Here is a 25,690-nt window from a genome sequence, read left to right on the forward strand (position 1 = left end):
ATGCAGTGTGCCCGAGTGTTGCCTCGCTGTCAGGCGATCGGGCCGCGCGGATAGCGTTTGAGCCTGTCGATCAGGTCGAGGCCCGGGATCGGTTTGTCGAACAGGTAGCCCTGGCCAACGTCGCAACGGTGGCGACGCAGGAAGGCTAGCTGTTCGGCTGTCTCGATGCCTTCAGCCACGACCTTGAGTTTCAGGTTGTGGGCCATGGCGATCACTGCGGAGGTGATTTCCATGTCGTCCTGGTTATCCGGGATTTCATGAATGAAGCTGCGATCGATCTTGATGATGTCGATGGGGAATTTTTTCAAGTAGCTGAGCGACGAGTAACCGGTGCCGAAGTCGTCCATCGCCAAGGTCAGGCCCAGGCGCTTGAGCTGGTCGAGTTGCAGGTGAGTGTCTTCGGTGGCTTCCAGCAGCAGGCCTTCGGTCAGTTCCAGCTCCAGCAGGCGCGACGGCAGCGCTTCTTCCTTGAGGATGTTGGCAATGGACGCCACCAGGTCCGGGTCGGAGAACTGTTTGGGTGACAGGTTGATGGCCACTTGCAGGTTGCCCAGGCCGGCGGCGGTCAGCGCCTTGCTCATGCGGCAGGCCTGGCGGGCGATCCATTTGCCAATCGGAATGATCAGACCGGTTTCTTCCGCGACGCTGATGAACTGGTCCGGGCGGATCATGCCTTTTTCCGGGTGATTCCAGCGTAGCAGCGCTTCCATGCCCAGCAGGCGTCCGCTGCGCAGGCAGAGCTTGGGTTGGTAGAACACGTCCAGTTCGTTCTGGGTCAGGGCGCGACGCAGGTTGTTCTCGACGAACAGTTTGTAACTGGCCTCGGCGTTCAGGGCTTCGGTGAAGACCTGCACCTGATGTTTGCCGTTGGCCTTGGCCTTGTGCAGGGCCAGCCCGGCGTTGCGCATCAGGGTTTGCGGGTCACGGCCATGCAAGGGCGCACAGGCCAGGCCGACCGAGCCGGTCACGCTGATCAACTGGTTGTCGACGAACATCGGTTTGTCGAGGGTCGTGAGCAGTTGGTTGGCGACCTGCTGCCCGAGTTCAAGGCCCGTGTTGTCGAGCAAGACCGCGAATTCGTTACTGGCGAATCGCGCCAGGCTGCCCCCCGGGTTGAGGCTGTTACGCAGGCGCCGGGCCAGGCTGATCAGCAGTTTGTCGCCGGTCTGATGGCCGAGGCTGTCGTTGATCCGCTTGAAGTTGTCGATGTCCACCAGCAACAGGCTGATCGGTGCGTCGCTGTCGCGGGCGAAGCGTTCGTCGAGGTTGCGGATGAAGGCCGGGCGGTTGCCGAGATTGGTCAAGTTGTCGGTGTAAGCCAAGCGCTCGATGCGCTGCTGGGCAAGCTTGGTCTGGGTGATGTCTTCGTAGATGCCGATGTAATGGGTCAACTCGCGGTTGTCGCCATAGACCTTGGAGATCGACAATTGGCCCCAGTAGGGTTCGAGGTTTTTCCGGCGGCTCTTGAATTCGCCTTGCCAACTGTTGCTTTTGGCCAGCGCGGAGGGCGCGTCGAACAGCAGTTCACTGAGGTTTTCCAGGGCCGGCAGTTCCGCCAGGCGCTGGCCGTGCACTTCTTCGGTGGTGTACTGGGTAATCGCCGTGAAGCTCGGGTTGACGTACTCCACGATGCCGTCGCAATTGACCAGCAAAAAGGCATTGGCGCTTTGCTCGACCGCCCGCTGGAACAGATGCAGGGCGCTGGTGGCGGTGCGACGGTTGTGATTGCTGATGACCTGGGCGAACTGATCCGCCAGTTCGCCGGCGAAAGCGATTTCGTCCGACTGCCAGGCGCGGGTCGCACCGGTTTGTTCCAGGCACAGCACGCCAACCACCTGGCCGTCGACGCGGATGCTGGCATCGAGCATCGCGTTGACATCCCGCGGACGCAGGCTTTCGGCCATATCCCGGGTACGCGGGTCGCGCATGGCATTGTGGGCGTCGATGGCGCGGCCGGTATGCAAAGCGTCGAGGTAATCGGGAAAAATGCTGACGTCGATTGGCGCCGGCAACAGGTATTCCTGGGTCGAGCGATGGTAGGCCGAGATGGGCGCCAGCATCGAGCCTTCCAGATGCCATAGGCTGGCGCAGTCGATCTGGTAAATCTCGCAGGCACTGCGGGTGATCAGTTCGGCGGCTTCCTGCAGGGAGTTGTTGCTGCTGTAGCGCTGGCGGGTCAGCAGCAGGATCAGGTCCTGTTGGGCGCGCACCCGGTCCAGATGCTGCAGTTGTTCCTGCTGGGCGCGCTGATTGAGCTCCAGGGCGATTTGCAGGCGCGAGTTCTGGGTTTCGAGGTCCAGCGCCGGCAGCAACGGGTCATCTTCGAACAGGCCGTCGATGACCAGCAGGTATCCGCGCAGCAGGTGGCGATTGTGTTGTTTGTAGGCTTCGCCCATTTCCAGCAGGTTCAGCGAGCCAGAGGCGGTGTGCAAGGTGTAGCGGATCAGGTAGTGAGTGCTCTCGCTTAACTGCGCCTGAATCGCATCATGCAGCTGATAGCGAGCTTGCGGCTCCATCAGGCTGGCGTAGGGCGAGCCGACCAGGGCGCACAGTTCCACGGCCGGCAGGCCAAACTGGCGTTCGCAGTTGGGGTCGAGAAACAGCAGCGCCCAGCTTGGTTCGTTCAGCCGTTCGAAACGCAGCATGCCGAGCCGCGAGGGCACAGGCAACTGCGTCACTACCTCGGCCACCATACGGCTGGCGGCATCGGGTTGGCTTTTCATGGAGGGAAACTCGCTTCGAATATGCTGATCGCGCCGGGCTCTCGCCCTCTTTACTATTGCGTGCGGCAAGGTTGCATCATTGCGACACTGACTGACAAGAGACATGAAGGCCAAGTGCTATAAGAATATGTCGGCAGCAGGGACGATTTCTCCAGCGCTCGACTGAAAGATTGTATTGAGGCGAAAAGATCGCAGCCTGCGGCAGCCTCTACAGGGGATGATGCACACCCGCAGGAGGCTGCCGCAGGCTGCGATCTTTGCTTTTAATGCAGCGTGATGGCGATCGATTGCAAAAGGTTGCCATCCCTGTCGTGATAACGCACATGAACACGTTCCGAATCGACGATCAGGTGCGCGAAGTTATCCTGGCTGATCACCTCGCTGGTCAATTCGTGTCGGTAATCCCCCGCCGCGGTTCGGGCCAGGGGTTGATCGAGGATGAAGGTGGAGGCCTTGGCATAGGGCAACAGTTTACTGTTGCACAGGGGCGAGGAGACGATGGTATGCACGTCGAATCTCGGGTCCATGCTGTGGCTCAGCCGGCTGGTCAATGAGCCGTGCACGTCGCCTGAAACGAAGAAGACATTCTTGACCGCGTGTGCGCGAATCGTTTCCAGCAGCCGTAGCCGTTGTTCGGGAAAGCCCTGCCAGGCGTCATTGTCCGGGCGTTTGCTGTCGGGGTAGAACATCACGCTGGTGACCACGAATTTAACCCGCGCCGAACTGTTGATCAGCCATGTGCACAGGGCCTGTTCCTGTTCGATATCGAGGATGCGTCGGTCGCTGGGCGCAAGATTGCGTCGGGTGCGGGTGTCGCTGACAAACCACTCGATATCGCCGTCGGTGAACAGGTACCAGTATTTGTCGAGCTTCCTGTTGATTTGCCCATCGGCGCTGAGTTCGTGCGCCGGGCCATGGCTGGCCTGGTACAACTCATAAGCATTTATCGCATTGGCATATAGACAGTCATCGGACTTGCTTCTGTTGGCCGGCCAATTGTCTTCGATCTCATGATCATCGAGGATCATATAAGTTGGCAGGGCTGACATTAACTTGGCAATGTGTGGCTGTGAAAAGGCCACGCGATACTTGTGAAGAATATCCTTGAGTTCGCGGTCCGGGGCAATGAGGTTCAAATCATCGACATAGATCTGGTCACCGGTCATCAACATGGCGCTGACAGGTGGATCGGCCTGTTCGACCAGTCTTGATATCGTCGCGAACATCCTGTCGCCCAGATGCGGGTCTGCCGCAATGCCAGCGGTGAGTCGCAGATACCGGCAAGAGCCCACGACATAGGCCTTCGGTTGTGTCGCCTGGCTTGAGCGGGTGCGCAGGCGATGGATCTGTCCCGGCCACTGCAAGGGCAGCGCCTGGGGTGTATCGACAAAGTGCACAGGGTTCATCGGATTGAACCAGCCGGCCTGATATTCATGCACGGTGTCGGCCGCAAGGTCATTGAGAACCAGGACGGCAGACATGTCACGGGCTCTCTCGAGTTCAGCAAAAATTCCGTTTGACCAGTCCTCTTCACCCAATCGCCGATAGCGAATGCCGGCAAATGCACGGGCGTCTTTGTTGGCTTCTCCTCGCAAAAAGATACGTGCATGGTTAGTTGTGGTGTGGCCAATGATCGGCCCGACTGTTGGTTTGAACATGTTCGAATCCATTCGGTTTGTATTAAGGCGCAATCGGCTTTGAACGGCCGTGCAAGCAGGCTAGTTATTTGGCCTTGAAAAATACCGGGCAGAAACGGATTCGACTTGTGGGGGATATCAGCCACAAATGTAGGAAGTGATCTATTGGGGTAAAACGCCGGGCAAAAAAAGCCCCGCCAAATTGGCGGGGTTGAGGTACGAGCGTGGCGCTCGGAAAACGTGAAACGCGACAGGCCCTCCAGTGAAGGAGGGCCGGCCGGTGTTACAGCAGGATGGTGCGGATGTCCGCCAGCAGGTCGCTCAGGCGCTTGGTGAAGCGTGCAGCAGCGGCGCCATTGATCACGCGGTGATCGTAGGACAGCGACAGTGGCAGCATCAGTTTCGGCTGGAAGGCTTTGCCGTCCCAGACTGGCTGGATGGTTGCCTTGGAAACACCGAGGATCGCCACTTCCGGCGCGTTGACGATCGGCGTGAAGCCGGTGCCGCCAATGTGGCCGAGGCTGGAAATGGTGAAGCAGGCGCCTTGCATCTCGTCCGACGAGAGCTTTTTGGTCCGGGCTTTTTCAGCCAGGGAAGCCGCTTCGGCAGCCAGTTGCAGCAGGCTCTTCTGGTCGACGTTCTTGATGACCGGTACCAGCAGGCCATCCGGAGTGTCGACGGCGAAGCCGATGTTCACGTATTTCTTGCGGATGATCGCCTTGCCGCTTGGTGCCAGCGAGCTGTTGAAGTCTGGCAGTTCCTTGAGCAGGTGCGCGCAGGACTTGAGCAACAACGGCAGGATGGTCAGCTTGACGCCGGCCTTCTCTGCAACGGCTTTCTGGGCGGTACGGAACGCTTCCAGCTCGGTGATATCCGCCGAGTCGAATTGCGTCACGTGCGGCACGTTCAGCCAGCTGCGGTGCAGGTTGGCGGCGCCGACCTGCATCAGGCGGGTCATCGGCACTTCTTCGATTTCACCGAAGCGGCTGAAGTCCACGACCGGAATCGGCGGGATGCCCGCGCCACCGGTGGCGCCAGCAGCAGCGGCCGGTGCTTCCTTGGCCTTCTGCATCATGGCTTTGACGTAAACCTGCACGTCTTCTTTCAGGATGCGACCGTGCGGACCGCTGGCGCCAACGGCGCTCAGCTCGACACCGAATTCGCGGGCCAGTTGACGCACGGCAGGGCCGGCGTGAACCTTGGCGCCAGGCCGGGCTGGAGCGGCAACCGGTGCGGCAGCCGCAGGAGCGGCGGCAGCAGGAGCAGCAGCAGCGGCTGGCGCAGCAGCGCTCGGCGCGGCAGCGGCTGGTGCCGGAGCAGCGGCCGGGGCAGCACCTTTGACTTTCAGCTTGAGGATCAGGTCGCCGGTACCGACTTCGTCGTCCAGCTTGACGGAGATGCTTTCCACCACGCCAGCGGCAGGCGATGGAATCTCCATGCTTGCCTTGTCGGATTCCAGGGTGATCAGCGACTGGTCGGCTTCAACGCTGTCGCCGGCCTTGACCAGGACTTCGATGATCTTGGCCTTGCCCGCCGAACCGATGTCCGGTACGTGGATGTCCTGGACGCTGTCGGCTACCGGTGCAGCAGGCGCAGCGGCCTGTGCCGGAGCAGCGGCGGCAGGAGCAGCAGCAGCTTGAGCAGGCGCAGCGGCAGCAGCCGGTGCCGCAGCACCTGCTACTTCCAGGTCCAGGATCAGGTCGCCGGTGCCGACTTCGTCGTTGAGCTTGACGCTGATGGCCTTGACCACGCCAGCGGCAGGCGACGGGATTTCCATGCTGGCCTTGTCGGATTCCAGGGTGATCAGCGACTGGTCAGCCGTGACGGTGTCGCCGACCTTGACCTGGATCTCGATGATCTGGGCCTTGCCCGACGAACCGATGTCCGGCACGTGCACTTGCTGAACCGAAGCGGCAGCAGGCGCAGCAGCAGGAGCGGCCGGCGCTGGGGCAGCGGCCGGTTTCTCTTCTGCTTTTGCAGCAGGCGCAGCGGCAGCCGCGGGCGCCGCAGCAGCGGCACCTTCGACTTCCAGCTCCAGCAACTCGTCGCCTTCTTTCAGGCGATCGCCCAGCTTCACTTTCAGGCTCTTGACGATACCGGCCTTCGGCGCAGGCACTTCCATGCTCGCCTTGTCCGATTCCAGCGTCAGGATGCTCTGCTCGGCTTCGATGCGGTCGCCGACCTTCACAAACAGTTCAATTACTTCACCTTCACCGCTGCCGATGTCAGGTACGCGAATGAGTTCGCTCACAGAATCTCTCCTCAGCAGTCCAGTGGGTTGAGTTTTTCCGGGTTGATACCGAACTTGGCAATGGCTTCAGCCACGACCTTAGGTTCGATGTCACCACGGTCAGCCAGTGCTTCCAGGGCTGCCAACACCACGAAATGACGGTCGACTTCGAAGAAATGACGCAGTTTCTTGCGGCTGTCGCTGCGGCCAAAACCGTCGGTGCCCAGGACTTTGAATTCCTTGGACGGTACCCACTGACGGATCTGCTCGGCGAACAGTTTCATGTAGTCGGTAGAGGCGATGACCGGACCTTTACGGCCGTTCAGGCACTCTTCCACATAGCTCAGCTTAGGCTTCTGGCCAGGGTGCAGACGGTTGGTGCGCTCAACGGCCAGGCCGTCGCGACGCAGTTCGTTGAAGCTGGTAACGCTCCATACGTCAGCACCGACGTTGAACTCTTCACGCAGGATCTTCGCTGCTTCACGGACTTCACGCAGGATGGTGCCGGAGCCCATCAGCTGGACGTGGTGCGCCGCTTCGCGGTTGTCTTCTTCCAGCAGGTACATGCCCTTCTTGATGCCTTCTTCGGCACCGGCTGGCATGGCTGGCTGCTGGTACGATTCGTTCATCACGGTGATGTAGTAGAAGACGTCCTGTTGCTCTTCGGTCATCTTCTTCATGCCGTCCTGAATGATCACCGCCAGCTCGTAGCCGTAGGTTGGATCGTAGGTGCGGCAGTTCGGGATGGTCGCGGCCAGCAGGTGGCTGTGACCGTCTTCGTGTTGCAGGCCTTCACCGTTCAGGGTGGTACGGCCGGCGGTGCCGCCGATCAGGAAGCCACGGGTACGGCTGTCGCCAGCGGCCCAGGCCAGGTCGCCGATACGCTGGAAGCCGAACATCGAGTAGAAGATGTAGAACGGCAGCATTGGCTGGTTGTGGCTGGAGTACGAAGTACCGGCAGCGATGAAGGAGCTCATGGCGCCCGCTTCGTTGATGCCTTCTTCGAGGATCTGGCCCTTCTTGTCTTCCTTGTAGAACATCACCTGGTCTTTATCGACTGGCTCGTAGAGCTGGCCGACGGACGAGTAGATGCCCAACTGACGGAACATGCCTTCCATACCGAAGGTACGGGCTTCGTCCGGGATGATCGGCACGATGCGCGGACCGATTTCCTTGTCCTTGACCAGTTGCGCGAGGATGCGCACGAAGGCCATGGTGGTGGAGATTTCACGATCGCCCGAACCGTCGAGGATGGCCTTGAGGGTATCCAGTGGCGGAGTCGGAACGCTGAAGCTTTGTGCGCGGCGCTGTGGCACGAAACCGCCCAGTGCAGTGCGGCGCTCGCTCAGGTAGCGGGCTTCGGCGCTGTTTGGCTCCGGCTTGAAGAACGGCAGGTTTTCCAGTTCTTCGTCTTTTACAGGGATGTCGAAACGATCACGGAACAACTTCAGGCTGTCGACATCGACTTTCTTGGTGTTGTGCGCAGTGTTTTTCGCTTCGCCGGCACCGGTGCCATAACCCTTGATGGTCTTGGCCAGGATGACAGTCGGCTGTTCTTTGTGGTTGACCGCTTCGTGGTAAGCCGCATAGACCTTGTACGGGTCGTGGCCGCCACGGTTGAGTTTCCAGATTTCGTCGTCGGACAGGTCTTCGACCATCGCCTTGAGTTCTGGCGTGTTGAAGAAGTGTTCACGCACGAACGCGCCGTCTTTGGCTTTGTAGTTCTGGTACTCGCCGTCGATGACTTCGTCCATGCGGCGTTGCAGGATGCCGTCGACGTCCTTGGCCAGCAGTGGGTCCCAGAAACGGCCCCAGATAACTTTGGTCACGTTCCACTGGGCACCGCGGAATACGCCTTCGAGTTCCTGGATGATCTTGCCGTTGCCGCGAACCGGGCCATCGAGGCGCTGCAGGTTGCAGTTGATGACGAAGATCAGGTTGTCCAGCTTCTCGCGGCCAGCCAGGGAGATCGCGCCCAGGGATTCCGGCTCGTCGCACTCGCCGTCGCCCAGGAAGCACCAGACTTTCTGCTTGCCGGCAGGAATGAAGCCACGGGCTTCCAGGTACTTCATGAAGCGCGCCTGGTAGATCGCCTGGATCGGGCCCAGACCCATGGATACCGTCGGGAACTGCCAGAAGTCAGGCATCAGCCAAGGGTGCGGATAGGACGACAAGCCCTGGCCGTCGACTTCCTGGCGGAAGTTGTTCATCTGTTCTTCGCTGATGCGGCCTTCCATGAACGCACGGGCATAAACGCCTGGCGAGGTGTGGCCCTGGAAGTAGATCAGGTCACCGCCGTGTTCGTCGGTCGGGGCCTGGAAGAAGTAGTTGAAGCCGATGTCATACAGGGTCGCACTGGAAGCGAAGCTGGAGATGTGACCGCCGAGGTCAGAATCTTTCAGGTTCGTACGCATTACCATGGCCATCGCGTTCCAGCGTACCAGCGAGCGAATGCGGCGTTCCATGAACAGGTCGCCAGGCATGCGTGCTTCGTGGGTTACCGGGATGGTGTTGCGGTAAGGCGTGGTGATGGCGTAAGGCAACTGCGAACCGCTGCGGGTCGCGAGTTCACCCATACGGGTCATCAGATAGTGAGCACGGTCTTCGCCTTCTTTGTCGAGAACCGATTCCAGGGCGTCCAGCCATTCCTGGGTTTCGACGGGATCGAGGTCTTGCATGGCTTGCTCCAGGGCGGAAAGGCTACCAGAATCGGTTGCCTGAGTTAGCGACTGGCCTTGTGGGCAGACGTTATGAATTCTTGGATTGCCGATAGGTTGTTCCGGCGGTGTGTAGTTTTACTACAAATCATCCGGCATTTCAGCCTTGCTAATGTATATACGAGTAGTAAAACTACAGATGAGCGGCTTGTGGCCCCCGGCTGCGTTGTGAGAATAATCGTTAAGGTTGGTCTTTTACCAACCGAAAAAGGTGAAAGCTTGATGCTGGCTGCCAATAAAAAAGAATTTTCAGCTATTTCTAACTTTTGTTCGACACTCCTTCAGGTAGTGGGTTTGCGAGATTCACTACATGCAGCCCGTCACACGCCGATCAAGGATAGACCATGAGCCTGCCTCCGCTTGCCGACCTGCCCGCCATTCTCTTGCCGTTTGTCACCCGTGCCGAGCAGTCGTTCCGTACCGCGGTCAGCGCCCTGGACGATGACCATGGGCTGAGCGCCTGGCCCCCTGAACGCTGGGCGCAATTCGCTCGCGTCACCGCTGCCAGCGACTTCGTCACCGAACAAAGTGTGCGTGACCCCCTTCTGTTGCTGGCGCTGGTGCAGTCCGGTGAACTCGACCGCAGCTTCGCCCCTGGCGAGATGCGCGCGCAGATTGGCGCCGCCGTGGACGCCGCCGAAACAGACGATCAACTCGCACGGGCGTTGCGTCGTCAACGTGCGCGTCATCAGGTGCGGATCATCTGGCGCGACCTGACCCGCCAAGCCGATCTGGTGCAGACGTGTCGCGACCTCTCGGACATGGCCGATGCGAGCATCGACCTGGCCTATCAGTGGCTGTACGCCCGGCATTGCCAGCAGTTCGGCGTACCCACCGGCCGGCGCAGCGGCGAGCCGCAGCAGATGGTGGTGCTCGGCATGGGCAAGCTGGGTGCGGTGGAACTGAATCTGTCGTCGGACATCGACTTGATCTTTGCCTACCCCGAAGGCGGTGAAACCGTCGGGGTCAAGCGCCCACTGGATAACCAGGAGTTTTTCATTCGTCTCGGCCAGCGCCTGATCAAGGCCCTGGACCCGATGACCGTCGACGGCTTCGTGTTTCGCGTCGACATGCGCCTGCGCCCTTATGGTTCGTCGGGTGCGCTGGTACTGAGTTTCAATGCGCTGGAGCAGTACTACCAGGACCAGGGGCGCGACTGGGAGCGCTACGCGATGATCAAGTCACGAGTGGTGGCTGGCGATCAAGTGGCCGGTGCGCAACTGCAAGAGATGTTGCGACCCTTCGTATACCGACGCTATCTGGACTTTTCCGCCATCGAAGCGCTGCGCACCATGAAGCAGCTCATCCAGCAGGAAGTGCGGCGCAAGGGCATGGCGGACAATATCAAGCTTGGCTCCGGCGGCATCCGCGAGGTGGAGTTCATTGCCCAGGCCTTCCAGCTGATTCATGGCGGTCGAGACCTGAGCCTGCAGCAGCGCCCACTATTAAAAGTGCTGAGTACGCTGGAAGGTCAAGGGTACCTGCCGCCAGCGGTGATCAATGAACTGCGCGAAGGTTACGAGTTCCTGAGATACACCGAGCATGCGATCCAGGCGATTGCCGATCGCCAGACGCAAATGCTGCCCGACGGCGCTCAGGACCAGGCGCGCATCGCCTTCATGCTGGGCTTTGCCGACTGGTCGGCGTTCCATGAGCAATTGATGTACTGGCGTGGCCGGGTGGCCTGGCATTTCGGCCAGGTGATCGCCGATCCCGATGAGGAGCAGGGTGCCGAAAGCGAAGTCGTGGTGGGCGGTGAATGGCTGCCGTTGTGGGAGGAAGCCCAGGATGAAGAAGCCGCCTGCCGTCAGTTGCAGGAGGGCGGCTTCGCCGATGCCAGTAAAGCGTTGAAGGCGTTGGCCAGCTTGCGCGGCAGCCCGCAGTTGCGCGCCATGCAGCGTCTGGGGCGTGAACGCCTCGATGCCTTTATCCCGCGCTTGCTGGCTCAGGCTGTAGAGCATGCCAACCCGGATCTGGTGCTGGAGCGGGTATTGCCACTGGTTGAAGCCGTGGCGCGCCGTTCTGCCTATCTGGTGCTGTTGACGGAAAATCCCGGCGCACTGCGACGCTTGCTGACCTTGTGCGCGGCGAGCCCGTGGATTGCCGAACAGATCACCCGCTTTCCGTTGCTGCTCGATGAGTTGCTCAACGAGGGCCGGCTGTTCAAGCCGCCGTTGGCACCGGAGCTGGCCGCCGAATTGCGCGAGCGCCTGACGCGGATTCCCGAGGACGACCTCGAGCAGCAAATGGAAGCCTTGCGGCATTTCAAGCTGGCGCACCGGTTGCGGGTCGCCGCTTCGGAAATCGCCGGCAGCCTGCCATTAATGAAAGTCAGCGATTACCTGACCTGGCTCGCCGAAGCGATCCTGGAGCAAGTGTTGGCCCTGGCCTGGCGGCAAACGGTCGCCAAGTACGGCACACCGCTGCGCACCGACGGTACGTTGTGCGATCCCGGCTTCATCATTGTCGGTTATGGGAAAGTCGGTGGCCTGGAATTGGGGCATGGTTCGGACCTGGACCTGGTGTTCATCCATGATGGCGATCCACAGGCAGAAACCGACGGGCCGAAGTCGATCGATGGTGCGCAGTTTTTCACCCGGCTGGGGCAGCGGATCATTCACCTGCTGACGGCGCAGACCAACTCCGGTCAGCTGTATGAAGTCGACATGCGCCTGCGGCCGTCAGGTGCATCCGGGCTGCTGGTGAGTTCGCTGGGGGCATTTGCCCGCTATCAGGAAAATGAAGCCTGGACCTGGGAACATCAGGCGCTGGTAAGGGCGCGGGTGCTGGTCGGCAGCGAGGATGTCGGTCGGGCGTTCGAGCAGGTTCGCGCCTCGATCCTGGGCAAGGCACGCGATCTGCCGACCCTGCGCCAGGAGGTCAGCGAGATGCGTGCCAAGATGCGCGATAACCTGGGCAGCAAGAGTACCGCGGCCGGCACCGGGGCAAATGCCTTCGAAGTCTCGGCGCCCTTCGACCTCAAGCAGGACGCCGGAGGTATCGTCGATATTGAATTTATGGTGCAATACGCGGCCCTGGCGTGGTCCGAAACACACCCGCCATTGCTGCGCTGGACGGACAACATCCGCATTCTGGAAGAGCTGGAGAAGGCCGGGCTGATGCCAGTCGAGGACGCCAGCCTGTTGCGTGAGGCTTATAAATCCTATCGCTCCGCCGCCCACCGGCAGGCCTTGCAGAAGGATGCCGGAGTGATACCGGGTGACCAGTTCGCGGACGAACGGCGACAGGTGATGCGGATCTGGCGTGAGCTGGGGCTAAGCTGAAATACGGTATTTGCAACACCGAATACCCAATGTGGGAGCGAGCCTGCTCGCGATGAGGCCGTCACATCCAGCATCTATGCTGATGGTCATGCCGCTTTCGCGAGCAGGCTCGCTCCCACAGTAGATTTGCAGTGTTTTGTAGAATTCACGAGGCGGGGAGGCGTAGGCCTCCCCGGTTCGTTTATGGAAACCACATGAAAATTCTGATCGTTGGGCCCAGTTGGGTCGGTGACATGGTGATGGCGCAGACACTGTTTCAGTGCCTCAAGCAACGCCACCCGCAATGCGAAATCGACGTGCTGGCCCCCGAGTGGAGCCGGCCGATTCTTGAGCGCATGCCCGAAGTTCGCCAGGCCTTGAGCTTCCCGCTCGGCCACGGCGCACTGGAGTTGGCGACGCGTCGGCGCATCGGCAAATCCCTGGCTGGCCAGTACGACCAGGCGATCCTGCTGCCCAATTCCCTGAAGTCGGCGCTGGTGCCGTTCTTTGCCGGCATCCCCAAGCGCACCGGCTGGCGCGGCGAGTTCCGCTACGGCCTGCTCAACGACGTGCGTACGCTGGACAAAGAACGTTACCCGCTGATGATCGAGCGCTTCATGGCCCTGGCCTACGAGCCGGGCGTTGAACTGCCCAAGCCATACCCGCGCCCGAGCCTGCGGATCGATCCGGTGACTCGCGAAGCGGCATTGGCCAAGTTTGGCCTGGCCCTGGATCGCCCGGTGTTGGCCCTGTGCCCCGGCGCCGAGTTCGGCGAGTCCAAGCGCTGGCCGTCCGAGCACTACGCCAAGGTCGCTGAAGCGAAGATTCGCGAGGGCTGGCAAGTCTGGCTGTTCGGCTCGAAAAACGATCATGCCGTGGGTGAAGACATCCGTTCGCGGCTGATTCCCGGCTTGCGTGAAGAGTCGGTGAACCTCAGTGGCGGTACCTCGTTGGCCGAGGCCATCGACTTGCTGTCCTGCGCCGATTCGGTGGTGTCCAACGACTCTGGCCTGATGCACGTTGCCGCCGCGCTGAACCGCCCGCTGGTGGCGGTCTACGGTTCGACGTCACCGGGCTTCACGCCGCCGCTGGCCGAACATGTCGAGATCGTGCGCCTGGGCATCGAATGCAGCCCATGCTTCGACCGCACCTGCCGATTCGGCCATTACAACTGCCTGCGCCAGCTCATGCCGCAAGCGGTGAACGAAGCCTTGCAGCGGTTGCAAGGCACTGTGGTCGAGGTCAAATAGTTTGCGGGTACTGCTGATCAAGACTTCATCGCTGGGCGACGTGATTCATGCGCTGCCCGCGCTGACCGACGCCTCGCGGGCCATCCCCGGCATCACGTTCGACTGGGTGGTGGAAGAAGGCTTTGCCGAAATTCCGACCTGGCACCCGGCGGTGGGCAAGGTGATTCCGGTGGCGATCCGTCGCTGGCGCAAGAACATCTGGCAGACCATCAAGAGTGGCGAGTGGAAGCGCTTCAAACAGAGCGTTCGCGCCACGAAATACGATTTGGTCATCGATGCCCAGGGCCTGCTGAAAAGCGCTTTGCTCACCCGGTATGTGAAAGCACCGGTGGCCGGACTCGATAAAAGTTCGGCGCGCGAGCCCCTCGCCGCACGGTTCTATAACCGGCGCCTGGCGGTTGCCCGCGGCCAGCACGCGGTAGAGCGGGTGCGTCAGTTGTTCGCCATCGCCCTGGGGTATGACTTGCCCAAGGGCCTGGGCGACTACGGCCTGAGCGTCGAGCGCCTGGTGGAACTGCCGCGCAAGAATCCGTATGTGCTGTTCCTGCATGGCACCACCTGGGACACCAAGCACTGGCCCGAAGCCTACTGGCGCGAGCTGACCGAACGGGTCGGTTATCTCGGAGTGGGCGTCAAGCTGCCGTGGGGCAACGCGGCGGAAAAGGCCCGCGCCGAGCGCATCGCTGCCGGCTTCAAGCACGCCGAGGTATTGCCGAAGCTGAACCTGGCCGGGGTCGGCAAGGTGCTGGCCGGCGCGCAAGCCTGTGTAGCGGTGGATACCGGCCTCGGTCACCTGGCCGCGGCGCTGGATGTGCCGACGCTGTCGCTGTTCGGCCCGACCAACCCGGGCCTGACCGGGGCCTACGGCAAGTCGCAGATTCACCTGGCCAGCGACTTCCCCTGCGCGCCGTGCTTGCAAAAGAAATGCACTTATCAACCGACGGCCGAAGATGCCAGTCGTTTTGACTTGAAGCGCGAGTGGCCATTGTGCTTCACGCGTCTGAATCCCGAGCGTGTCGCGAGCCGACTGAGCACGTTATTACTGGCTGAGGAGCTGCGCTGATGCAATTGGCATTTGTCCTGTACAAATACTTTCCCTTTGGTGGCCTGCAGCGCGATTTCATGCGCATCGCCCTGGAGTGCCAGAAGCGCGGCCACCAGATCCGCGTCTATACGCTGATCTGGGAAGGCGAGGTGCCACCGGGTTTCGAAGTGCTGGTGGCGCCGGTCAAGGCCTTCTTCAACCATCGACGCAACGAAAAGCTCACCGAGTGGATGGAAGCGGACCTGGCCAAGCGGCCGGTGGACCGCTTGATCGGCTTCAACAAGATGCCGGGCCTGGATGTCTACTACGCTGCCGACGGCTGCTTCGAAGACAAGGCGCAGAACCTGCGCAACTCGCTGTACCGCCGTTGGGGTCGCTATCGCCACTTCGCCGAATACGAGCGGGCGGTGTTCGCCAAAGAGGCGAAGACTGAAGTGCTGATGATCTCCGAGGTCCAGCAACCGCTGTTCATCAAGCATTACGATACGCCGCTGGAGCGCTTCCACCTGCTGCCGCCAGGCATTGCCCAGGACCGTCGTCGGCCAGCGGATGCGGACGAAATTCGCGCCGGGTTCCGCGCCGAATTCAATCTTGAGGACGATGACTTGCTGCTGGTGCAGATCGGCTCCGGGTTCAAGACCAAGGGCGTGGATCGCAGCCTCAAGGCCCTGGCCGCTTTGCCCGCTGATCTGAAGAAACGCACCCGGCTGTTTGTAATTGGCCAGGACGACCCCAAATTGTTCCAGATGCAGAGCGCCACGCTGGGGCTCGGCGACAACGTGACGTTCCTCAAGGGCCGCAGCGATATTCCGCGCTTCCTGTTGGGCGCCGATCTGTTGATCCACCCGGCCTACAACGAAAACACCGGCACCGTGCTGCTCGAAGCGCTGGTGGCCGGGTTGCCGGTGCTGGTGAGCGCGGTCTGCGGCTACGCCCATTACATTGCCGAAGCCGACGCTGGCCTGGTATTGGACGAGCCGTTTGATCAAGCCCAGCTGACACAGTACCTGACCGGTATGTTGAACGACGCTCAAGCAAGGGCGGCCTGGAGCCGCAACGGTGTGGCCTTCGCCGAGACGGCCGACCTCTACAGCATGCCGCAGCATGCGGCCGATGTGATTCTGGCGGAGCACGCTTAAATGAAGTTGATGCTGGCTGAACCGTTCAAGAGCCTTTGGGCCGGACGCGACCCGTTCGCCGAAGTCGAAGGCTTGCAGGGCGAGGTGTACCGCGAGCTCGAAGCTCGCCGTACCCTGCGTACCGAGGTGAACGGCAATGGGTTTTTCGTGAAGATTCACCGTGGCATCGGCTGGGGTGAGATTTTCAAGAACCTGCTCACCGCCAAGCTGCCGGTGCTGGGAGCCGGCCAGGAATGGAAGGCCATCCAGCGCCTGCAGGAAGTCGGCGTGCCGACCATGACCGCCGTCGCTTATGGCGAAAAGGGCAGCAACCCGGCCGACCAGCATTCATTTATCGTCACCGAAGAGCTGGCGCCAACCGTCAGCCTCGAAGACTTCAGCATCAACTGGATCAAGCAGCCGCCCGAGCCAACGCTCAAGCGTGCGCTGATCGCTGAAGTGGCACGCATGACCGGCATGATGCACCGTGCCGGGGTCAACCATCGCGACTGTTACATCTGCCACTTCCTGCTGCACACCGACAAGCCGGTGACCGCGGACGATTTCAAACTCTCGGTGATCGACCTGCACCGCGCCCAGACCCGCCCGGCGATCACCTCGCGCTGGCGTAACAAGGATCTGGCGGCGCTGTATTTTTCCGCCCTGGACATCGGCCTGACCCGGCGCGACAAACTGCGTTTCCTCAAAGGCTATTTCCAGCAACCGCTGCGACAGATCCTGAGCGAAGAAGCAGGGCTTTTGAGCTGGCTCGAAGGCAAGGCCAACAAGCTTTACGAGCGTAAACAGCGATACGGAGACGCGCTCTGATGGCAGGTTGGAGACTGGAGCCTGATTACTGCGATCTGGCTGACGACTTCGGCAGCCTTGAAGCTGTGTTTGCGTTGCAAGGTGAGCGCCTGACCCGCGATCCGCTGTCGGAGGTCATTCGCGTCCAGCGCAATGGCGTCAACTATTACGTCAAGCGCTACGTGGGGGCCGGCAAAGGTTTGCGCCGTTACCTGGGCAAGCCTCGCGTTAAAATGGAGTGGCAGAACCTCAAGCGCTTTGCCAAGTGGGGCATTCCCACTGCCGAGGTGGTGGCCTGGGGCCTGGAACGTCGCGGTGCGGCCTATGACCGCGGGGCGATGATCACTCGCGAACTGCCGAATACAGAAGATCTGTCGGCGCTGGCCGAGCGTCATGATGCGAAGCTGGCGGACCGGGCCTGGGTCGACAATATCAGCCAGCAACTGGCCAGTTACACCCGGACGATGCATGAACATCACTTTACCCATAATGATCTGAAGTGGCGCAACCTGCTGGTCGACGATCAGGCCCGGTTGTTCCTGATCGACTGCCCCAACGGTGACTTTTGGCGCGGTTTCTGGCTCAAGTACCGAATCACCAAGGACCTGGCCTGCCTGGACAAAGTCGCCAAGTATCAACTGTCGGCTACCCAGCGCCTGCGCTTTTACCTGCAATACCGCCAACGGACCCGGCTCAATGCAGCCGACAAGAAGCGTATCCGGCACGTGGTGAGATTTTTCGAGGGACGCGAATGACTGATTTCCTGGCCGCTGAAGACCGTGCGCTGCTTGAGCGCCACGATCTCGGCACTTTCGATGCGCTCTGGGCCCGGCAGCTCGATGCCGTGGACGAACCCAACACCCAACGCGGTGGATGGAGCAGCGTGTTTCGACTGGATCTGGAAGGTCGTGGCTTTTACCTCAAGCGCCAGAGCAACTACCAGATGCATACCTTGCATGCGCCATTTGGCGAGCCAAGTTTTGCCCGGGAGTTTCGCAATATCAGCCGCTACGAAAAGCTCGGCATACCGGCGCTCAAGGCGGTGTTCTTCGGTGAGCGCAAGGTGGAGGGCGAAACCCGGGCGATTCTCCTGACGCGCGCCCTCGACGGCTGGGATGATCTGGACTCACTGTTGCAGCGCTGGTCGGACCTCGGCGAGGCGCAACAGGTGGCCATTCTGCAAGCTTGCGGGCATCTGGCGCAGCAGCTGCACCGCATGCGCCAGGTGCATGGCTGCTTCTACCCCAAGCATATTTTCCTGCGGGCAACCGGTGACGGCTATCAGGCTCAACTGATCGACCTGGAAAAGACCCGGCACTTGTTGTTCGGAATGCGTGACCGGGTCAAGGACCTGGAGCCATTGCTGCGTCGGGCACCCGAGTGGAGCGAAAGGCAATTGCGAGAGCTGCTGGCCGCCTATCTGGATCAACCCCGGGACAGCTCGCTGATCGATACTTGGCTGGTGCGCCTGACCGCGCGGCGCAGCCATAAGGAGAAGCGCTGATGCGTTTGTCCGAACTGAAAAATGCTGGCCGTCACCCGGGCCTGCCGTTAAGTCTTTCGCTGGCCGATGCGGCCGGGCCGGCGCAGTTACAGTTGCTGACCCTGTTGCGGGTTTTGCCCGGACAGCGTTATGTCGGTGCGGGTGTATGGCGCGGCCGACCGGTGCTGGCCAAGTTGCTGGTGGGCAGCAAGGCGGCGCGACATTTCCAGCGCGAGCTGGACGGTGTGCGGCTGCTGGCTGCCCAAGGCCTGACCACGCCGCTGCTGTTGGCTGACGGCCTGAAAGACGGCGAGGGTGGTTGGCTGCTGTTTGAGTTCCTTGAAGGTGCCCAAAGCCTCGGTGATGCCTGGCAGCAGGTGGAAGACCTGCCGGTGCTGGCCGATGAGCAATCAGCCGTTCTGGCGCAAGCCTTGGGTGCGATCGGTCAAATGCACCGCAAAGGCTTGTGGCAGGAAGACCTGCACCTGGACAACCTGCTGCGCCAGGGCAATCGGTTGTATTTGATCGATGGCGCCGGGATCTGCAGCGAAACCGCGGGTCAGCCACTCTCTCGGCAGAAAGTCCTGGAAAACCTCGGGGTATTTTTCGCCCAGTTACCCAAGTCGCTGGAGCCGTTCACCGAGGAGTTGCTGGTGTACTACCTGCTGAGCAACGGCGAGCATGCCCTGCCCATGGAGGCGTTGCAGAAGCAGGTCGACAAGGTTCGCAGTTGGCGCCTCAAGGATTTTCTGATCAAGGTCGGTCGTGAATGTACGTTGTTCAGCGTCCAGCGCGGAGCGTTCGGCTTGCGCGCGATTCGTCGCGAGGAAGAAGCGGCGATGCTGCCGGTACTGGCCCGGGCCGATGCCTTGCTGGATCAGGGTTACCTGTACAAGACCGGCGGCGCGGCGAGCGTCGGCAAGGTCGAAGTGGACGGTCGTGCGCTGGTGATCAAACGCTACAACATCAAGGGTTTCGCCCACTGGCTCAAGCGTTTCTGGCGCCCGAGCCGTGCCTGGCACTCCTGGCGCGAAGGTAACCGCCTGGCCTTTCTCGGCATCGCCACGCCCAAGCCCCTGGCGGTGCTGGAGAAACGTTTTCTCTGGTTGCGCAGCCGTGCCTATCTGATCACCGAGCATCTGTCGGGCCCGGACATCATCGAGCGTTTCGCACCGTACATGGATAGTGGCGATGCGCCGGAAGCCGAGTTGCAGGCGCTGGATCACCTGTTCGCCGAATTGATTCGAGAACGAATCAGCCATGGCGACTTCAAGGGCCACAACCTGTTCTGGCAGCAGGATCGCTGGGCGCTGATCGATCTGGATTCGATGTGCCAGCACCACTCGCTCCAAAGCTTCGCCCCGGCGTATGCGCGGGATCGGGCGCGGTTCATGCGCAACTGGCCTGAGAGTAGTGCGCTTTATCAGGTCATCGATCAGCGTCTTCCGAAAGATATCTCCAGCGCAGTCTGAATCTCTTCGCGAGCAAGCCCGCTCCCACATCCAATGTGGGAGCGGGCTTGCTCGCGAAGAGGTCGGAACAGCCGCCCGAGATTAGGGGGACAAGTTCTTGTGAACGGTCCTACACGATCTTGGGAAGCCATGAACTGTGGCCCGAATGACCACGATGCTAATTTGCCTGACGTTCACGGAGGGCAAACTCAGATGATCAAGACGGCAGTCGCATCAGGTGTCATTTCATTGGCTTTGACGGGGTGCGGGACCGCCGTAACGGTCTTGCAGGATGATGCCGACGCGGCCCAGGCGCTTCGGCGTCACAAAACCTACTGTCAGTCCATCCCGCGGGTCTACAGCGGCCTGGCTTACGATTTTTGCGTATTGAATGCGCCTCCCGATCCAACGGGTATCCTCGTTCCACTGGTTTTGATCGACCTGGCGCTGTCTGGCACGCTGGATACCGTTGTCTTGCCCTACACCCTTTACAGGCAGGGCGTAGACGGCAATATCCAGATCTACTGGCGGCCCGCGCGCGGATAACCACGGGCGAGGGGCCTGGCCGAACTCCCTTGGCGCTTCCCGCTAGAGGCTTGCTGCCGCTTTTAAGCTATAATCCCGCCCTTTAGCTGTCTCTCGCCCGTTGCGAGGGCACATTAATTTTTGAGGCGCATTGCGCCTGCACGCAGACTAAAGAGGCTAGACCCCTGTGGCATTGACGATTCTTGGCCTGTCCGGCGCCCTTAGCCATGATCCTTCCGCAGCCTTGTATATCGACGGCAAGCTGGTCGCGGCGGCGGAAGAAGAGCGCTTCGTACGCGATAAACATGCAAAGAACCGCATGCCCTACGAATCGGCGAAATTCTGCCTGGAGCAGGCCGGCATCAAGCCTTCCGACGTTGACGTGGTAGCGATTCCGTTCGCGCCGATCAGCCTGTTCGGCAAGGCCCGCTGGCAGTATGCCAAGCGTTACTGGTACGCACCGGACCGTGCACTCGACGCGATCCTGATGGGCAACCGTCGCTACAAGCGCTATCGCAACAAGATCGTCTGGTGCCTCGAGCAACTGGGCTTCGATCCGAAGAAGATCAAGATCGAGCCGGTCGAACACCACCTGGCCCACGCCTCCAGTGCCTACCACTGCTCCGGTTTCAAAGAGAAAACCGCGATCCTCGGGATCGACGGCAAGGGCGAGTACGCCACGACCTTCTTCGGTTATGGCGAAAACGGCAAGATCCACAAGATCAAGGAATTCTTCGATCCGGACTCCCTCGGCGGCCTGTACGGTGCGATCACCGAGTTCCTCGGTTTCGACATGCTCGACGGTGAGTTCAAGGTCATGGGCATGGCGCCGTACGGCGACGCCAGCAAATACGATTTCTCGCGCCTGGCTTCGTTCGAAAACGGCGAGTTGGTCATCAACACCGACTACGCCAACGTCATCGGCCTGCGTCGTTACAAAGAGAAGGGCAAGGGTTACTACTTCTCGCCGAAACTGATCGAGTGGCTGGGTCCCAAGCGCGAAGGCGACATCGCCGACGAACCGTACATCCACTACGCCGCGAGCATCCAGGCGCTGTTCGAAAAAATTGCGCTGCAGATGATCGACCACTACCTGGGCGACGTGCTCAAGGAAACCGGCAAACTGGCCTACGCCGGCGGCTGTGCGTTGAACGTCAAGCTGAACCAGAAAATCATCGCCCGCGACGACGTCAAGGAACTGTTCGTCCAGCCTGCATCCGGCGACGCCGGTACCGCGGTGGGCGCGGCAGCCTATGTGTCCCATGCCCGTGGCGTACCGGTCGAGAAGATGGAGCACGTCTACCTCGGGCCGTCGTACAGCAACGAAGACGTGATCGCGGCCTGTGCCCGTCACGAGAACAAGCCAACGTGGCGCAAGCTCGACAACATGCCTGAGCAGATCGCCAGGATCATGGTCGACGGCAACCCGGTGGCCTGGTTCCAGGGCCGCATGGAGTTCGGTCCACGCGCACTGGGTGGTCGCTCGATCATCGGATGCCCGAGCGTGGCCGGCGTGGCCGATCGCATCAACCACCAGATCAAGTTCCGCGAGCGCTGGAGGCCTTTCTGCCCGTCGATGCTCGACACCGTGGCGCCACAGATGATCAAGATCGATCACCCGGCTCCGTTCATGACCTTCACCTTCGAAGTGGCGGAAGAGTGGAAAACCCGCGTGCCGGAAGTCGTCCACGAAGACGGCACCTCTCGCGCCCAGGTACTCAAGCGCGAATACAACCCGCGCTACTACGACATGATGAAGGCGCTGGAGGTGCTTACCGGCAACGGTGTGTCGTTGAACACCTCGCTCAACCGTCGTGGCGAGCCGATGATCTGCTCGCCGACCGACGCCCTGAACATGTTCTTCGGTTCCGATCTACAGTATCTGATCATGGAAGACATCCTGGTGGTCAAAGAGGGCGCGGACACCTATGACACGCTCGGCTGAACGCCATGTGCTGCAGTTCTGTCACGGCTATGACGGGCCGTTCCTGGACTGCGCGCGGCAGTACGCCAGCCTGTTCGCGGGGACCGGTTACCGGGTGACCACGGTGTTCCTGACCGGGGTCGCCGATGCCGAGGTCGCCGCCGGTTGCGCCAGCGATGAAGTGTTGTTCATGGAGTACAGCTCCAAGGCCATTCGTGGCCTGAAGCTGGGCGCCATCGGCGATCTGCGCAAGATCGCCGCTTCGCGCAATTTCAGTTTCTGCATCGCCCATCGCTTCAAGCCGATCTACATCGCCTTGCTCGGCACCTCGTTGCCGGTGATTGGCGTGCACCACGCGTTTGACGACTACAAACGCGGGACGCGCAAACTCTTCGCGCATGTTTTCCGCAAGCGCCTGAGCCTGCTCGGGGTGTCCGATGCCGTGCGCGATGACATGCGCCAATGCCTGCCGAAGTGGCCGGCGGCGAGGATCCAGACCCTGTACAACCGGATTGATGTACCGGCTTTGCAGGCTAGCCAGGTGTCGGCTCGCGAGGCACGGGAGACCCTGGGCCTGGCGACGGATGCCTGGATCGTCGGCAACGTCGGTCGCCTGCATCCGGATAAAGACCAAGCCACGTTGCTGGAGGGTTTTGCCATGGCGCTGCCCGGTTTGCCGGCCAACAGCCAGCTGGTGATTCTCGGTAGCGGTCGTCTGGAGCAGGATCTCAAGGCCCAGGCTCGCGAATTGGGGATTGGCAACCGGGTGCTGTTCCTCGGCCAGGTCCCTGAGGCCCGGCGATATTTCAGCGCTTTTGATGTGTTCGCCCTCAGTTCCGATCATGAACCATTCGGCATGGTGCTGCTCGAAGCCATGGCGGCGGGCGTGCCGTTGCTTGCCACGGCGTGTGGTGGAGCGAAGGAAGTGGTCGAAGGCGTGGGCATCCTGTTCCCGCTGGGCGATGCCGAGCACCTTGCGCAAGGCCTGCAACACCTGGCCGCCATGGACGAGCAACAACGTCGCCAGTGCGCCGAGCTGATGCTCGAACGCCTGCGTGAACGCTTCTCCGACCGCGCAGTGCGCGAGGCTTTCTGGCACTTGCCGCACGTAACCGAACTGGCACAGAGGGGCTGATGCTCAACCGATTTCAAGGCTGGCGCGAACGTGGCTGGTCGCTATCCGATGCCCAGACCTATGCCGAGACCTGGCAGCGTTATGGCGGCAGTGTCGCCACTCACCCGCTGGTAGTCGAGCGCCTGGCGCAGCTGGCCGGCATTCCCGTGCGATACCTGGCCTGGGAGCAGGGCGGCGAAATCAAGGCCGCGATCCCGACCTGGGGGCGAGACCTCGCCTTGTCCAAGGACGTGCTCAAGCGTAATGGCAAGAAGGGCTTGTTCGACCTTGGCAACGCCGAGATCATCCTGCCGGCTGCAGCCGATGCCCGGGCACCTCTGCGTCATCGCGGGCGTTACTTGTCGGCGCTCAATGAAAACCGTTTCACCGGTATCAGGCTGCAGGCCGAACAACTGGCCATGGCCCGCACGCCCGAAGAGTTGTCGAAAAAGTTTCGCTATAACCAGCGCCGCGAACTCAGGTTGCTGGAAGAGGCGGGTGGCGTAGTGCGACCGGTTTCCGAGTTTTCCAGCCAGGAGCTGGGGGCTATCTATTGCGATTTGTTCCGGCGCCGCTGGGGCTTTGCGGCGACCGGTGCCGAGCGCATGGCCGAAGTCATCGAGTTGTTGCGCGAGTTGCTGATCGGCTCGGTGATTTTCCTCAATGATGCACCTATTGCCATTCAACTGGTGTACCGCGTCGAGACGCCGCAATGGATCAGCGTCGAATACATCAATGGCGGTGTCGACCCCGAAACTCGCGAGTTCAGCCCCGGTAGCGTGCTGAGTTTTCTCAACACCCAAAGCGCCTGGGAGCACGCCAGGGCACAGGACAAGCCTTTGCGTTTTTCCTTTGGCCGTGCCGACCGGGAATACAAGGACCGCTGGTGCAATCCTGTGCCGGTCTACACCGTATGAGTCAAGCCATGAACCGCAAACAGCAATTGCTCAAGCGCCATCGGCGCAACAAACGCATCGGTCTGTTGGTCGCACTGGTGCTGTTGATCCTCTGCGGCATCCTGGTGGCGTGGTGGTTGCCGCTGGTGTTGGCGGTGTTGGGCTGGGTGGTCCACGAAGCCTGGTTTGCCGATCACCTGTTCTATTCGCCGAAGGACGACTACCAGTACACCTTTGCACCCTATACCCCGCAGCCCAAGGTACACCTGAGCGGGGAGCATCTGCGCCTGGACGAGGGTGTCATGCTGGTCGACGACGCGACGCTTGTGTTGGCCTTGAAGGTAAAAAGCACGTGGCTGGGGCGCTTCTTCGATCCTGTGGTCGAATTGGCGGGTGGCGACAACCCGGACCGGCAGACCTTCGAGCGGGGTGTGAACGGCCTGCGTTATCTCAACCTCAGTGGCCAGGCCCAGGTGCTGTCACGCGGTGAATTGCGTCTGCGCGGGCGTTTCTGCCGGCTGCTGGGCGAGCCTGTCTTGTGGGCCTTCGAGCACCCGGACTTTCGCCGTCAACGGGTGATGGTCATCGCCCCGCATGCCGATGATGCCGAGCTGGCGGCCTACGGCTTGTACAGCCAGGCGGACGAGGCCTGGATCGTTACGCTCACCGCCGGTGAAATCGAAGCCGAACATTATCAGCGCATGGGCATGAACAAGGTCGAGGCGTCGCGACTGAAAGGCCGTTTGCGCGCCTGGGACAGCATTGCCGTGCCGCGCTGGGCCGGCGTACCGCAAGCCCATTGCGTGCAGTTGGGCTATTTCTGCCTGCAACTGGCGACCATGCAGGCGTCGCCCGCCAAACCGATTGGCTCGCGGGAAGCGGATTTGAATGACACCCGGTTGTTTCGCCAGTTGAATCCGTTTGGCCTGCCGGGCGATGTCGACGGCGCGCCCACTTGGAACAACCTGCTGGCGGATCTGCAAGCCCTGCTGCTGCGGGCTCGACCTGAGGTGATCGTGTTGCCGCACCCGACCCTCGATCCCCATCCCGATCACATTTGCGCGCAGGCCGCGGTGCTCGAAGCGCTCAAGGGTCTTGATTGGCAACCGACCCTGTTGGGGTACGCCAACCACCTGCACGACAACGATCGCTGGCCCATGGGCGATTCCGGTGCCGGTATTGGCCTTCCTCCCGTGTTCGATCTCGGCCAGCAGATGCATCCCTACTGCCTTCAGCTTTCCCTGGCGCAGCAGCGTGACAAGGCCATGGCATTGGCAATGATGCACGACCTGCAACCACCGGCTCCCTTCAAGCGTCGCCTACGGCGTGGGTTACAGAGGCTGCTGGCGGGGCGGGCCGGCTCGAGATACGGCGAAAATGAATTTTTTCGCAAGGCTGTGCGGCGTCAGGAACTGTTCTGGCGCTTGTAAGGTGTCATGGGCCTGAAGCTCGACTGTCTGAGGGCAAGTTCGGATTCAGGCGTTGTTCCATTTGCCTGTTGTGGCAA

Annotated in this window: 18 protein-coding genes; 14 read left to right on the plus strand and 4 right to left on the minus strand. The window is 61.0% G+C overall.

What is annotated here, in order from left to right:
- Nucleotides 1-29: 29 nt before the first annotated feature.
- From NQL71_RS11375 to aceE, 4 genes are all read right to left on the minus strand, one after another.
- Nucleotides 30-2,723, minus strand: coding sequence for a putative bifunctional diguanylate cyclase/phosphodiesterase (locus NQL71_RS11375; protein WP_077185421.1), 2,694 nt, complete (start codon nucleotides 2,721-2,723; stop codon nucleotides 30-32).
- A gap of 263 nt (nucleotides 2,724-2,986) precedes the next feature.
- Complete coding sequence (locus NQL71_RS11380) at nucleotides 2,987-4,381, minus strand: alkaline phosphatase D family protein (RefSeq protein ID WP_274642658.1); 1,395 nt, start codon at nucleotides 4,379-4,381, stop codon at nucleotides 2,987-2,989.
- Between the two features lie 262 nt (nucleotides 4,382-4,643).
- Nucleotides 4,644-6,611, minus strand: coding sequence for a dihydrolipoyllysine-residue acetyltransferase (aceF, locus tag NQL71_RS11385; protein WP_274642659.1), 1,968 nt, complete (start codon nucleotides 6,609-6,611; stop codon nucleotides 4,644-4,646).
- Nucleotides 6,612-6,622: 11 nt separating this feature from the next.
- Nucleotides 6,623-9,268 (minus strand): pyruvate dehydrogenase (acetyl-transferring), homodimeric type, encoded by a 2,646-nt coding sequence (gene aceE, locus NQL71_RS11390; protein ID WP_046819893.1) that lies wholly within the window; start codon nucleotides 9,266-9,268, stop codon nucleotides 6,623-6,625.
- 72 nt (nucleotides 9,269-9,340) lie between these two features.
- On the opposite strand from aceE, the gene NQL71_RS11395 reads away from it, so the two are divergent.
- From NQL71_RS11395 to NQL71_RS11460, 14 genes are all read left to right on the plus strand, one after another.
- The gene (locus NQL71_RS11395) at nucleotides 9,341-9,655 is read left to right on the plus strand and encodes a hypothetical protein (protein WP_152670454.1); all 315 of its coding nucleotides are present in this window, start codon (nucleotides 9,341-9,343) and stop codon (nucleotides 9,653-9,655) included.
- Nucleotides 9,652-12,591: a bifunctional [glutamate--ammonia ligase]-adenylyl-L-tyrosine phosphorylase/[glutamate--ammonia-ligase] adenylyltransferase gene (glnE, locus tag NQL71_RS11400; protein WP_077185418.1), complete on the plus strand. Its 2,940-nt coding sequence runs from the start codon at nucleotides 9,652-9,654 to the stop codon at nucleotides 12,589-12,591. Before NQL71_RS11395 ends, glnE begins: the two co-directional genes overlap by 4 nt.
- A 194-nt stretch (nucleotides 12,592-12,785) precedes the next feature.
- On the plus strand, nucleotides 12,786-13,820 hold the full coding sequence (waaF, locus tag NQL71_RS11405) for a lipopolysaccharide heptosyltransferase II (RefSeq protein WP_046819891.1): 1,035 nt from the start codon (nucleotides 12,786-12,788) through the stop codon (nucleotides 13,818-13,820).
- Nucleotide 13,821: 1 nt separating this feature from the next.
- Nucleotides 13,822-14,883, plus strand: a complete 1,062-nt coding sequence (gene waaC, locus NQL71_RS11410) for a lipopolysaccharide heptosyltransferase I (protein ID WP_274642660.1) — start codon at nucleotides 13,822-13,824, stop codon at nucleotides 14,881-14,883.
- A complete protein-coding gene (locus NQL71_RS11415; RefSeq protein ID WP_046819889.1) occupies nucleotides 14,883-16,004 on the plus strand; it encodes a glycosyltransferase family 4 protein in 1,122 nt (373 codons plus the stop codon). The genes waaC and NQL71_RS11415 overlap by 1 nt, the downstream gene beginning before the upstream one ends.
- Entirely contained in the window at nucleotides 16,005-16,811 is an 807-nt protein-coding gene (gene rfaP / locus NQL71_RS11420; protein ID WP_046819888.1) for a lipopolysaccharide core heptose(I) kinase RfaP, read from the plus strand.
- On the plus strand, nucleotides 16,811-17,545 hold the full coding sequence (locus NQL71_RS11425) for a lipopolysaccharide kinase InaA family protein (protein WP_046819887.1): 735 nt from the start codon (nucleotides 16,811-16,813) through the stop codon (nucleotides 17,543-17,545). The genes rfaP and NQL71_RS11425 overlap by 1 nt, the downstream gene beginning before the upstream one ends.
- Nucleotides 17,542-18,294, plus strand: coding sequence for a lipopolysaccharide kinase InaA family protein (locus NQL71_RS11430; protein WP_077185417.1), 753 nt, complete (start codon nucleotides 17,542-17,544; stop codon nucleotides 18,292-18,294). The genes NQL71_RS11425 and NQL71_RS11430 overlap by 4 nt, the downstream gene beginning before the upstream one ends.
- Nucleotides 18,294-19,745 (plus strand): lipopolysaccharide kinase InaA family protein, encoded by a 1,452-nt coding sequence (locus tag NQL71_RS11435; protein WP_274642661.1) that lies wholly within the window; start codon nucleotides 18,294-18,296, stop codon nucleotides 19,743-19,745. Before NQL71_RS11430 ends, NQL71_RS11435 begins: the two co-directional genes overlap by 1 nt.
- 192 nt (nucleotides 19,746-19,937) lie before the next feature.
- Nucleotides 19,938-20,270 (plus strand): YceK/YidQ family lipoprotein, encoded by a 333-nt coding sequence (locus tag NQL71_RS11440; protein WP_080957108.1) that lies wholly within the window; start codon nucleotides 19,938-19,940, stop codon nucleotides 20,268-20,270.
- 166 nt (nucleotides 20,271-20,436) lie between these two features.
- Entirely contained in the window at nucleotides 20,437-22,194 is a 1,758-nt protein-coding gene (locus NQL71_RS11445) for a carbamoyltransferase family protein (protein WP_046819883.1), read from the plus strand.
- Nucleotides 22,178-23,308: a glycosyltransferase gene (locus tag NQL71_RS11450; protein WP_046819882.1), complete on the plus strand. Its 1,131-nt coding sequence runs from the start codon at nucleotides 22,178-22,180 to the stop codon at nucleotides 23,306-23,308. Before NQL71_RS11445 ends, NQL71_RS11450 begins: the two co-directional genes overlap by 17 nt.
- Complete coding sequence (locus NQL71_RS11455) at nucleotides 23,308-24,204, plus strand: antimicrobial resistance protein Mig-14 (RefSeq protein ID WP_046819881.1); 897 nt, start codon at nucleotides 23,308-23,310, stop codon at nucleotides 24,202-24,204. The genes NQL71_RS11450 and NQL71_RS11455 overlap by 1 nt, the downstream gene beginning before the upstream one ends.
- 8 nt (nucleotides 24,205-24,212) lie before the next feature.
- A complete protein-coding gene (locus NQL71_RS11460) occupies nucleotides 24,213-25,613 on the plus strand; it encodes a PIG-L deacetylase family protein (protein ID WP_274642662.1) in 1,401 nt (466 codons plus the stop codon).
- Nucleotides 25,614-25,690 lie beyond the last annotated feature (77 nt).

It is taken from the genome of Pseudomonas serbica, from assembly GCF_028823535.1.
Taxonomy (GTDB): domain Bacteria; phylum Pseudomonadota; class Gammaproteobacteria; order Pseudomonadales; family Pseudomonadaceae; genus Aquipseudomonas; species Aquipseudomonas serbica.